Origin of the sequence: Bradyrhizobium genomosp. III (genome assembly GCF_000261705.1) — a bacterium.
Classification (GTDB): domain Bacteria; phylum Pseudomonadota; class Alphaproteobacteria; order Rhizobiales; family Xanthobacteraceae; genus Bradyrhizobium; species Bradyrhizobium ottawaense.
Window position 1 is genome coordinate 1 of sequence record NZ_AJQF01000471.1, and the last position, 11,813, is coordinate 11,813.

An 11,813-nucleotide genomic window follows, 5' to 3' on the forward strand; every position below is an offset into this window, starting at 1 on the left:
CTGTGCATAGCGTGGAAAAGGCCTTCGGCAGCCGCCAGGTGGTGCGCGGCGTCAGCATCTATGTGCGCCGCGGCGAGGCGGTCGGCCTGCTCGGTCCGAACGGCGCCGGCAAGACCACCGTGTTCTACATGATCACCGGCCTGATCAAGGCCGATCGCGGTGCCATCGAGCTCGACGGCCACGACGTCACCAAGCTCCCGATGTATCAGCGCGCGCGGCTCGGCATCGGCTATCTGCCGCAGGAAGCCTCGATCTTCCGCGGCCTCACCGTCGAGCAGAACATCCGCGCCGTGCTCGAAGTGGTGGAGCCCTCGCGCAAGAAGCGCGAGCAGCAGCTCGATTCCCTGCTCGACGAATTCAACATCACGCGGCTGCGCAAATCGCCGTCGATCGCGCTGTCCGGCGGCGAGCGGCGCCGCGTCGAGATCGCGCGTGCGCTGGCGACGCGGCCGAACTACATGCTGCTCGACGAGCCCTTCGCCGGCATCGACCCGATCGCGGTCGGCGACATCCAGGACCTCGTCCGCCATCTCACCAATCGCGGCATCGGCGTGCTCATCACCGACCACAATGTCCGTGAGACGCTCGGCCTCACCGATCGCGCCTACATCGTCTATGCCGGTGAAATCTTGACCGAGGGGAGCCCGGATGAGATCGTCGCCGATCCGGACGTGCGCCGCCTTTACCTTGGCGAGGAATTCCGCCTCTAGCCCGTTTTTGGGTTTCGTCAAGACGTGTACATCGGGCCCGGACTAGGATAAGCAAAAATCGGACCAATTTTTGGGAACGGTTCTTGCTTCATGGCGCTCACGCAGAGATTAGAGTTCCGGCAATCGCAGTCGCTGGTCATGACGCCGCAGTTGATGCAGGCGATCAAGCTGCTGCAATTGTCCAATCTCGATCTCACGACCTTCGTGGAAGAGGAGCTCGAGCGTAACCCCCTGCTGGAACGGGCCAATGACGAGGCCCCCGCGGGCGAGGCCCCGGCCGAGGCCGGCCAGTACAGCGATGGCGAGGAGTCCGGCGGCCAGGGTGACGGTCAGGGCGACGATGGCTTTGGCGGCAGCGGCGAGGCCTTCGAGCCCGGCCAGGAAGAATGGATGAGCAAGGATCTCGGCACCCGCGCCGAGATCGAGCAGACCCTGGATACGGGCCTGGACAACGTCTTCTCCGAGGAGCCGGCCGAGGCCGCAGCGCGCAACGCCCAGGATGCAGCGCCGACCACCTATACGGAATGGGGCGGCGGTGCCTCCGGCGACGAGGACTACAATCTCGAAGCCTTCGTCGCCGCGGAAACCACACTCGGCGACCATCTGGCCGAGCAGCTCTCGGTGGCCTTCACCGCACCTGCCCAGCGCATGATCGGCCAGTATTTGATCGACCTCGTCGACGAGGCCGGCTATCTGCCGGGCGATCTCGGCCAGGCCGCCGAGCGCCTTGGCGCGACGCAAGCCGACGTCGAGGGCGTTCTTGCCGTGCTGCAAAAATTCGATCCGCCCGGGGTCTGTGCGCGCAATTTGAGCGAATGCCTGGCGATCCAGCTCCGCGAACTCGACCGCTACGACCCCGCGATGCAGGCCCTGGTCGAGCATCTCGATCTCCTGGCCAAGCGCGACATCGTGGCCCTGCGCAAGATCTGCGGCGTCGACGACGAGGACATCGCCGACATGATCGGCGAGATCCGCCGCCTCAATCCCAAGCCCGGCATGAAGTTCGGCTCGGCGCGTCTGCAGACCATGGTGCCCGACGTCTATGTCCGCCCGGGTCCCGACGGCGGCTGGCATGTCGAGCTCAACAGCGACACCTTGCCGCGCGTGCTGGTCAACCAGACCTACTATTCCGAGCTGTCGAAGAAGATCGGCAAGGACGGCGACAAGTCCTATTTCACCGACGCGCTCCAGAACGCGACCTGGCTGGTGCGCGCGCTCGACCAGCGCGCCCGCACCATCCTGAAAGTTGCAACCGAGATCGTGCGCCAGCAGGACGGCTTCTTCACCCATGGCGTCGCGCATTTGCGGCCGCTGAATCTAAAGGCCGTCGCCGACGCCATCCAGATGCATGAATCCACGGTGTCGCGCGTCACCGCCAACAAGTACATGGCGACAAATCGCGGCACATTTGAGCTGAAATATTTCTTCACCGCCTCGATCGCCTCGGCCGACGGCGGCGAGGCGCACTCCGCCGAAGCCGTGCGCCACCACATCAAGCAGCTGATCGATTCGGAGGAGCCCGCGGCGATCCTGTCGGACGACACCATCGTGGAACGCTTGCGCGCCTCGGGCATTGATATTGCCCGCCGCACGGTCGCGAAGTACCGCGAAGCCATGCGCATTCCTTCCTCGGTGCAACGTCGCCGCGACAAGCAGAGCGCTCTTGGTAACGTCCTCTCTACCGCCTTGTCCGATCGTTCCCGCAACACCGAACCGGCCTGATTGCGCTGGCGCGAAATCGCGCTACTCTCGACCTCCCGTCGAGACGGATCCAAGCACGCGCATGATCCGGAAAAGTGTCCAGCGGTTTTGCTTCCCGACAAGCGCCAAAGGCGTTTGCGGCGAGATCATGCGCAGGCAATATTCCAGAGGTGCGATGACGTGGCATCGCACCGCGAGCACGTGAACCAAGCGAGGCATCACATGACTCTCAGAATCTCGGGAAAGAGCATCAGCGTCGGCGAGGCCCTGCGCGGCCGCGTTTCCGACCGCACCGACGAGGTGCTGCGCAAATATTTCGACGGCAATTATTCCGGCCACATCACGCTCAGCAAGGACGGCTTCGGCTTCCGCACCGATTGCGCCCTGCACCTGGATTCCGGAATCACGCTGGAGGCCGATTCGAACGCGCCGGATGCCTATGCCAGCGCCGATCAGGCGCTGCTGATGATCGAGAAGCGGCTGCGCCGCTACAAGAACCGGCTCAAGGACCGCTCCGCCCGCAAGGCCCATGTCGCCTCCGAAGCGATGGCTGCGCTCGATGCCACCAGCTACGTGCTCGAGGCCCCGGAGGGCGAGGACGAGGTCACCGGCTACAGCCCCGTCATCATCGCCGAGGCCACCACCTCGCTGAAGCCGCTGTCGGTCAGTGAGGCCGTCATGGAACTCGACCTGAGCGGGGCTCCCTGCCTGGTCTTTCAGCATGGCTCCAGCGGCCGGGTGAACATCATTTACCGCCGGGCCGACGGCAATGTGGGCTGGATCGACCCGCCCGGAGCCAAAACGGATGCCGGCGCGGATGGCAAGGGGAACAGCAGGGCCGGGGGATAGGCAAGAAACCCGGCCCCGTATTATCCGCAGGCCTTAACAATGACCGGGGCAAAGCCGCACGCGGGAGTTGGCACCGGGATTGCGTTGGAGTAGAAGCGCCCCACATCAGGACTTAACGGGATTTGGGCTAAGTCCTCCTCCTGCTTGACCTTCTTGACGCCGGCCCGGCGTGGTTTCTCTCCAAGCCGGCCAATTCGGAACCTGACGGTTTAATTCACCTCGGAAACCCTCCATGCCGATTACCGATCTGGTCGCACCCGAGGCGATTCTCCCGGCATTGAAGGTCAACAGCAAGAAGCAGGCCCTGCAGGAGCTCGCGGCCAGGGCCGCCGAGCTGACCGGGCAGAACGAACGCTCCGTGTTCGAGGTGCTGCTGCAGCGGGAGAAGCTCGGCACCACCGCGGTCGGCTATGGCGTTGCCATTCCGCACGGCAAGCTGCCCAAGCTCGAAAAGATTTTTGGCCTGTTCGCACGCCTCGACCGCCCGATCGATTTCGAGGCGATGGACGGCCAGCCGGTCGATCTCGTCTTCCTGCTGCTCGCCCCCGAAGGCGCCGGCGCCGATCATCTCAAGGCGCTCGCCCGCATCGCCCGCCTGCTGCGCGACCAGGACATCGCCAAGAAGCTGCGCGCTTCGCGCGATGCCCAGGCGATCTATTCCGTGCTGGCGCTGCCGCCGGCAACGGCGGCCTGACGTCGCTTTCCCCTGCTCTGTGTGGCCTTCCAGATCGCACGGCGTTGGCAGCGTCGTGGCATGCGCACCGTTGGATAGCCAAGGTAGACGGTATCAAAATCTTCCCGTTTGAGACGCACGGCACATCGGGCGGCGTCAAGGTCCGCTAAGAGTCGCTCGAGACCAATGGGACTGAGCAGACGTGATACGGAATGGAAGCGCGCCGTTGCGTCGTGGCGCGGCGGCGGGAGAACGGCCCGATGCGAGCAGCGGCTTGCGCCTGGCGCTGCTCGCCACTGTGGCAAGCTGTGCATCCTGGCTGGCCCAACCGGGATCGGCGTTGGCCGGGCCTGCCAGCTGCACGACGGTCGGAGGCGCGGCCACCTGCAGCGGCGATCAATCGGCTGGAATCGGTGCCGCCGATTTCGATCAGGCCGCGGTCGGCACGCTCAACGTCAATGCGCTGACGACCGACATCGCGCCGGCTTCAGGCGTCGCCGCCATTTCCTACCATCGCGGCGGTGGCAGCATTACGATCAACAGGGATCTCTCGCTGCGGACGATCAGGGCGACAGGCATCACCGACGCAGTCTCCGCCTCGACCGACGGCGACGTGACGATCAATCACGCAGGCAACATCAGCTCGGCCGGCGGCGCCGGTATCTACGTCACCACGACCGGCGGTTTCTTCGGTACCACCGACATAAGGATCACCAGTAGCGGCACGATCGACGCGTATAGCGACGGCATTCACGCGCGATACCAAGGGCCTGGAGGAAGCAACGGCAACATCGTTGTCGCGCACACGGGTGACATCACGTCCAGGACGACCTACGGGGTGTTCGCCGAAACACGCGCTGCCACGGTAAGTGTCAACGCCGCTGCCAGCGGAATTCTGGCCGCCGCCGACTTCGGAGTCACCGTCAGCAGCACGGGAAACATCACAGGTGCCGTTGGGATCGCTGCATATTCCGTCTTCGGCGACATCGTTGTCTCGCAACGCGGCGACATGGCCGTGACACTCGACGGAATCTACATCGACAACTCGAGTGCCTCCGCGACGGTCGTGAATAACGGCAACATCTCGGCTGGACGCAACGCACTGTTCATAGCGGCGGGGGACAGCATCAGCGTCACCAGCCGCGGCGACCTCACTGGCCGCGATACGGGCATCGCCGCGACCGGAATGGGTGTCGGGGTAAACAGCGTCGGCAACATCGCCGCGAGCCACGGCTCCGGCATGTACATCGTCGGGCAAGCTGCAGTCGGGGTCACCAGCCGGGGAAACATCAGCGCGACCGACTATGGCATCTTCGCGCTCATGTCGAACGTGCCCGGATACTTCGCGACGGTGGATAGCACCGGCGACATTGTCTCCACCGCAGGCGAAGGAATTCGCGTTCAATCGCACGGCGGCTTCGCCTCCCTCATCAGCCGCGGGACTGTCAGCGCATTTGCCGATGGCATTCACGCCTCTGCGCCCGGCGATGTCACGGTGACCAGCATCGGCACTGTCTCGTCGGCCTCAGGCAACGCCATCAACGCGAGCGGGGGCGGTAATCTCGAGGTCACGGTCAGCGGAGGCGTCTTGTCCGGCGCGCTGACGGGCATCCGGCTGGACGGCGGCGCAACCAACACCGTCACCATCGGCGCGACGGCGAAGGTCGCCGGCGGGCTCAATACCGTGCTGGCAACCACCGGCAACGACACCGTGAACAATTCCGGCATCGTCATCGGCAATGTCGCGCTCGGCGGCGGCAGCAATGCCTTCAACAATCTCGCCGGCAGCGTGTTTGACAGCGGTGCGACGGTGGACCTTGGCGCCGGCAATCTGCTGAGCAACGCCGGCATGTTGGCGCCGCTTGGCGTCGGCACGGTCGGCACCACGATGCTGACCGGCGATTTCGCCCAGGGCGCGAACGGTACGTTCGTCGTGGATGTGGACGTTGCCGGTCACGTTGCCGACCGGCTCGACGTCACGGGCACGGCGAGCCTCGGCGGCAAGGTGGTCGTGGATCCGACCGCGCGCCTTGCGACGACGACGACCTACACGATCGCGAGCGCGGGCAATTTGAACGGCAGTTTCACGGGTGTGGATTTCCTGACCGCAAACAGCTTCGCGCGCAATGCGCGGCTGAGCTACGCCGGCAACGACGTGCTGCTGACGCTCGATCCCGGGCTGCTGTCGTATACGCTGCCCGCCAATGCTAGCGTCAATGTGCGGAACGTGGCGGCGGGGATCGACGCTCCGCTGATATCAGGCGCGGCGCTGCCGGGGGGCTTCAACCCGCTGTTTGCGTTGGCCGGCACGCCCTTGATGGGCGCCCTGACGCAAGCCTCGGGCGAGACTGCGACCGGCGCGCAGCAGACGACCTTCAACGCCATGAACCAGTTCATGGGCACGCTGACCGATCCCTTCCTAGCCGGGCGCAGCAATCCTCCGCCGGCGGCTGGCGCGACGGGATACGCAGCCGACGATGGTGACGTGCTGGCTTATGCCGGCGGCCGCAAGCTTAACCGCGACCGGCGCGACGCCTACGCCGCGATCTCTCGCAAAGCGCCGCCTGCGCAGACCTTCGAGTCCCGCTGGAGCGTGTGGGCTGCGGGCTTCGGTGGCTCGCAGACCACCGACGGGAACGCGGCGCTCGGCTCCGGCACCGCCACCAGCCGGATCGCCGGCGCGGTCGCCGGTGCGGATTATTGGCTCTCGCCAAATACCGTGGCCGGCTTTGCGCTCGCCGGCGGCGGCACCAGCTTCTCGGTGACGAATGGCGGCACCGGCCGCTCCGACCTGTTCCAGGCCGGCGCCTTCGTGCGGCACAATGCCGGCGCCGCCTATGTCACGGGCGCTCTGGCCTATGGCTGGCAGGACGTCACCACCGATCGCACCGTCACCATCGCCGGTGCGGATCATCTCCAGGCCCGTTTCAAGGCCAACGCCTATTCCGCTCGGATCGAAGGCGGCTATCGCTTCGTGGCGCCGTGGATCGGCGGTGTCGGCATCTCGCCCTATGCGGCGGCCCAGTTCACGAGGTTCGACCTGCCGGCCTATACCGAGCGGGCGGTCACCGGCAATGACACGTTCGCTCTCAGCTACGCTTCGGACGCCGCCACCGCCGGCCGCAGCGAATTCGGCCTGCGCAGCGACAAGTCCTTCGCCATGGCCGACGGCATCGCCACGCTGCGCGGCCGCCTCGCCTGGGCACACAATTTCAATCCCGACCGTTCGATCGGCGCGACCTTCCAGGCGCTGCCCGGCTCGAGCTTCGTGGTCAACGGCGCAGCACAAGCCGCCGACGCCGCGCTCGTCACCGCCTCGGCGGAGAAGACATGGCTGAACGGCTGGTCCGCGGCAGCGACATTCGAGGGCGAGTTCTCGAGCGTCACGCGCAGCTATGCCGGAAAGGGCGTCGTGCGATATGGGTGGTGAAGCCTGCGCCGGGCAGGCCGGGGTGGTCAGCTCATGACCAGCCTGCGCACCGCGTCAGATTCCGAGGGACACGAAAGCGCAATCTGGAAGGCGCCCAGCCCTGGCGTCGAGAAGCTTGCCAGAACCGTGATCCGCGGCTCGATCACCGTCAACGTGGTCGCCTCGATGGGCGTCTTCCACCCTGCGCTGCTGCCTGCAGAGTGGAGCTATCTGCAACAGGCTCTCGCGCTCCTGATGTGGGTCATCCTGATCTACGCCAGTGCCTTCGTGCGTCCTTGCCTGCGCGTGCAGCCCAATCCTGACCTCATCGCGCTGGTGGCATTCTACGCCCTTGCCGCCATGTCGGTTCTCTGGACCAGCCTCGCCGCTGCAGCGATCATGAAGAGTGCGGCTCTCGTGATAACGACTTTCGGCGCGTACTGCCTCATTATCCGTATCGACGTGGACGAGATCGTCGGATCGACGGCACTCGGGTTCTTCATTCTGGTCGCCGCCTCGGCCTTGTGTGCCATCTTCGTGCCCGAGATCGGCGTCGACCAGAGCTGGATGCACAATGGCCAGTGGCAAGGAATCTACGAATCGAAGCAGACGCTCGGCTTCATCAGTGCATATCTGATGTTCTTTGCCTGCTATCAGAAGATGACGCGGCAGGGATGGATCGCTTTTCTCGCAACGTTTCTCCTGGCATCGACCTGCGTCATCGCCTCGGAATCCCGTGGTGCCGGCGCCGTCGCCGTCGCCGCGTGTGGACTGCTGGTGACCTCGATGTGGTCGATCCGCTGCATGAGAATCTATGCGGTGCTGCCATTCATCATGTGCATCCTGGCCGCCCTGCTGTTCCTGTATTTCTATCTGACGGGGTACGATTCCTTTCATCTCGGCGGTGAATCGACCGTCGACTTGACCGAGCGGACTTTCATTTGGCAGTACGCCATCGGCCATTTCAACGACGCGCCCCTGCTGGGCTTTGGCATCAACGGATTCTGGACGCGCCCTTCGATTTACGACTATTTCAACCAGAACCATGGCTGGGTGCTCGATAATTATCATAGCGGTTACATCGCGGTGCTGATCGAAACGGGGTTTCTGGGATATTTGCTGTTCGTCGCGAGCGTCTATCTGTTTTCGGAAAAGGTCCTGTACTTGATCGCCACCCGGTCGATCGATCGCTCCCATTGCGCTCTCATCATCGGATTTGTCGTCCTGAGCTTTCAATCGAACTTCACGGAGACGATGTTCCTCCGCTCGACGATGTTCACGTCGGTGCTTCTCGTCGCGTTCTTGTTCGCGGTGTGCAGGCCGGTGCCGCAGCAATCCCTGCTGCCATGATGGAGAAAGCAGCATGAATGCCATCTGCGCCCGCTGGTCGGTGACCTTCGGTCTCACCTTGGCGATAGCCATGCTCGCGATCTGCTCTCGGGCCGACGCAGCCAAACAGGGCACCGCGCGCGCCCCAGGAGAGTTGGGGCGCGGCATCAACATCCTCGGCTACGACGGCATCTGGGAGGGAGGCCGGAACGCGCCATTTCGTCTGGACAACCTCACGGCCATCCGAAAGGCCGGGTTCTCGCACGTTCGGATCAATTTCTTCGGCTTCAAGTTCATGGGCGAAGGGAATCTGCTGGATGAAATCGTCTTGAGGCGGCTTGATGCCGTGATCGAGGAGGTGCTCGCCCGGAAGCTCATCCCCATTCTCGACGAGCACGATACGGATACCTGCCAGCGCGACGTGTCCGCATGCGCCGAGAAGCTGAAGGCATTCTGGACGCAAATCGCCGAGCGCTATGCCGGAAAATATCCGAAGCTTGTCTTCGAGGTCCTCAATGAGCCCGGCGGGCAGATGACGTCGGCCAGTTGGAACGCCCTTCTGAACGAGTGTCTCGGCATCATCCGCACCAGCAACCCAGGGCGGACGGTCATTGCTGCCGTTCTCAACGTCGATGACATGCCGGTCGAGGAGCTGGCCCTGCCATCAGGTGACAGAAACCTCATCGTCACGTTTCACTATTACGCGCCGATACGCTTCACGCATCAGGGTGCACCGTGGTCCCCAACGTTTTCGCGGCTCGGGCCACTCAATTGGGGCACCCCGGAGGATGAACGGAAGGCCCTCGCCGACTTCGAAAAGATTCGTAGCTGGTCCGAAAAAGAAAAGCGCCCGATCTATCTCGGCGAGTTCGGCGTGTACGAGCGCGCTCCGACGGATGCCCGGACGCGATATCTGTCGTTCGTGGCGCGAAGTGCGGATCGGCTTGGTTGGGCATGGGCCTATTGGCAGTTTGACCATGATTTCGCGGCCTTCGACAGCGCGCGTCAAACCTGGAAGCCGGACGTCCTGCCGGCGCTGATCCCGGCGGTGCGTTGAAGCGCGTGTTCGGGATTCGAGAGTTGAGCCCGCTGCGGCCTCACCGTCATTGCTTCGTCGCACCAGCGCAAAATTGCTTTGCAATTTGTCGCGGGCTCCTCGCAATGACAATGTGGGAGCGTCATCGTGTCAAAATGAAAACGGGCACGCCTTCGCAAGAAGGCATGCCCGCTGGAAACTCTATTCGTGCGACGTGCGCTCAGTGCACGCTGACGGCTTGCAGCTCGTTGCTCCAGGCATTGGCGATCGCAGCTTCCCGGCTGTCGGTCAGCATGATCGGCGTGCCGTCGGCGGCGTGGAGCGCAAAGAGCTTGAGGCCCGGCGCGATTTTCGGCGCCTCGGGAAACAGGCCCGGCACATCCTCGGAGCGGATCTGCTTCACATAGGCGATATGGCCTTCGCCAAGGGTTGCCAGCGTCTCGGGCGAGACATTCTTGGCTTCGTATTCGAACGCAACGTGACCTTCACTCATGGTCTCGACTCCTCTGGAACACTAAGCGGTCGAGTCCGCTACTCGTTCCATTATTCGTGCTCATTGATAGCGATTGTCTTAACGATCCTCTCCGGTTCAGGCCGGGCCAGATCGATCGACAACAACCCGTTCTTCAGATCCGCACCCAGCACCAGCATCCCCTCCGCCAGCACGAAGGTGCGCTGGAAGTGGCGCGCGGCGATGCCGCGATGGATGTATTGCCGGGTCTTGTCGTCCTGCTGCCGCCCGCGGATCACGAGCTGGTTTTCCTCAATGGTTACATCGAGTTGGTCGCGCGTGAATCCGGCGACCGCCAGCGTGATACGTAAGCGCTCGGGCTGGCCGTCCGCGCCGCCACACCTCTCGATATTGTAGGGAGGATAGCCGTCGGCACCTTTGACGACGCGATCGAGCACGCGCTCAATCTCGTCGAAGCCCAGAAGGAACGGACTGGATAACGTGGGAACACGAGACATAGTTTACAAAGTCCTCGCAGAAGCGACTTTGGTGCATCAGGGCCCTGAGAGGCGCCCCTTGATCAGCAATATGGGCATGTTCCCGTGTTGGTTCAAGCAGGTAGCCGGGAAGCTGTGGATTGGCCATTTCCTGTCGTCATGCCCGGGACAAGCCCGCGCATGACGACATCAGGCGGGCCATTTATCTCAACAAAAACAGACCCCCTTGTACTGTGCATGGGGTTGTTTTCGCGTTTTGTGTTGTCCGGCCTTTCGGAACCGATCAGGCCTCCAGCCGCGTCCGCCCGTCGCCGCTGAACAAATGCAGCTTCGCCCGCAGCGCCGCGACGCGGATTTTCGCGCCGATGGCGGGAGCCTCGGTTCCGGGAATGCGGACGATGATCTCGCCGGGCGGCAGCTCGCCCGGCGTGGCGGCGACACGCTGCTCTTCCTGCTCGCGCGAGCCGTAGACGAAGGTTTCGGCGCCGACGCGCTCGATCGCCTCCACCGTCAGCGGCAAAGCGACGCCGCCGCCCGGGGTCTGGTCGGTGATGACGAAGTCTTCCGGGCGGATGCCGAGAATGCCGGCGTCGGCCGCCGCGCTGCCCGCAAGCTGCGACCTGATCTCCTCCGGGCGCGTCGACATCAAATTCATCGGCGGCGCGCCGATGAAGGAGGCGACGAAGGTGGTTGCCGGCTTCTCGTAGATCGCAAGCGGATTGCCGACCTGCTCGACCTGGCCGCCGTTCATCACAACAAGGACGTCGGCGAGCGTCATGGCTTCGAGCTGGTCGTGGGTGACGTAGATCGACGTCGTGTTGAGCCGGCGCTGCAATTTGCGGATCTCGACGCGCATCGCGATGCGGAGTTTCGCATCGAGGTTCGACAGCGGCTCGTCGAACAGAAACACCTTCGGCTGGCGCACGATGGCGCGGCCCATGGCGACGCGCTGACGCTGGCCGCCGGAGAGCTGACGCGGCTTGCGCTCCAGCATCGGCGTGAGCTCGAGCACGCGTGCGGCTTCGTCGACGCGGGACTTGATCTCGGCTTCCTTCATCCCACGGTTGCGCAGGCCGTAGGCCATGTTGTTGTAGACGCTCATATGCGGATAGAGCGCGTAGTTCTGGAACACCATCGCGATGTCGCGATCGGCGGGGT

Annotated in this window: 10 protein-coding genes; 7 read left to right on the plus strand and 3 right to left on the minus strand. The window is 63.8% G+C overall.

Features of this window, described 5'->3' with window-relative positions; translation table 11 throughout:
• The 7 genes from lptB to IC66_RS0137145 form a co-directional block, all read left to right on the plus strand.
• Positions 1-710: LPS export ABC transporter ATP-binding protein (gene lptB, locus IC66_RS0137115; RefSeq protein ID WP_038950981.1), on the plus strand; the 710-nt coding region annotated here is incomplete at its 5' end.
• A 90-nt stretch (positions 711-800) separates the two neighbouring features.
• A complete protein-coding gene (rpoN, locus tag IC66_RS0137120; RefSeq protein ID WP_038950982.1) occupies positions 801-2,432 on the plus strand; it encodes an RNA polymerase factor sigma-54 in 1,632 nt (543 codons plus the stop codon).
• A 201-nt stretch (positions 2,433-2,633) separates the two neighbouring features.
• Positions 2,634-3,260: a ribosome hibernation-promoting factor, HPF/YfiA family gene (hpf, locus tag IC66_RS0137125; protein ID WP_028139460.1), complete on the plus strand. Its 627-nt coding sequence runs from the start codon at positions 2,634-2,636 to the stop codon at positions 3,258-3,260.
• Positions 3,261-3,492: 232 nt separating this feature from the next.
• Positions 3,493-3,954, plus strand: coding sequence for a PTS IIA-like nitrogen regulatory protein PtsN (ptsN, locus tag IC66_RS0137130; RefSeq protein ID WP_014438750.1), 462 nt, complete (start codon positions 3,493-3,495; stop codon positions 3,952-3,954).
• 319 nt (positions 3,955-4,273) lie between these two features.
• Entirely contained in the window at positions 4,274-7,363 is a 3,090-nt protein-coding gene (locus tag IC66_RS0137135; RefSeq protein WP_049806728.1) for an autotransporter outer membrane beta-barrel domain-containing protein, read from the plus strand.
• A gap of 33 nt (positions 7,364-7,396) precedes the next feature.
• Positions 7,397-8,692 (plus strand): O-antigen ligase family protein, encoded by a 1,296-nt coding sequence (locus tag IC66_RS0137140; RefSeq protein ID WP_038950984.1) that lies wholly within the window; start codon positions 7,397-7,399, stop codon positions 8,690-8,692.
• Positions 8,693-8,705: 13 nt separating this feature from the next.
• Entirely contained in the window at positions 8,706-9,728 is a 1,023-nt protein-coding gene (locus IC66_RS0137145; protein ID WP_038950985.1) for a glycoside hydrolase family 5 protein, read from the plus strand.
• A gap of 199 nt (positions 9,729-9,927) precedes the next feature.
• On the opposite strand, the gene IC66_RS0137150 is transcribed toward IC66_RS0137145, so the two are convergent.
• The 3 genes from IC66_RS0137150 to IC66_RS0137160 all read right to left on the minus strand — a co-directional run.
• Entirely contained in the window at positions 9,928-10,200 is a 273-nt protein-coding gene (locus IC66_RS0137150; RefSeq protein WP_007598581.1) for a DUF1150 family protein, read from the minus strand.
• Between the two features lie 50 nt (positions 10,201-10,250).
• On the minus strand, positions 10,251-10,676 hold the full coding sequence (locus IC66_RS0137155; RefSeq protein WP_028139463.1) for an Hsp20 family protein: 426 nt from the start codon (positions 10,674-10,676) through the stop codon (positions 10,251-10,253).
• A gap of 262 nt (positions 10,677-10,938) precedes the next feature.
• Positions 10,939-11,813: ATP-binding cassette domain-containing protein (locus IC66_RS0137160; RefSeq protein WP_038950986.1), on the minus strand; the 875-nt coding region annotated here is incomplete at its 5' end.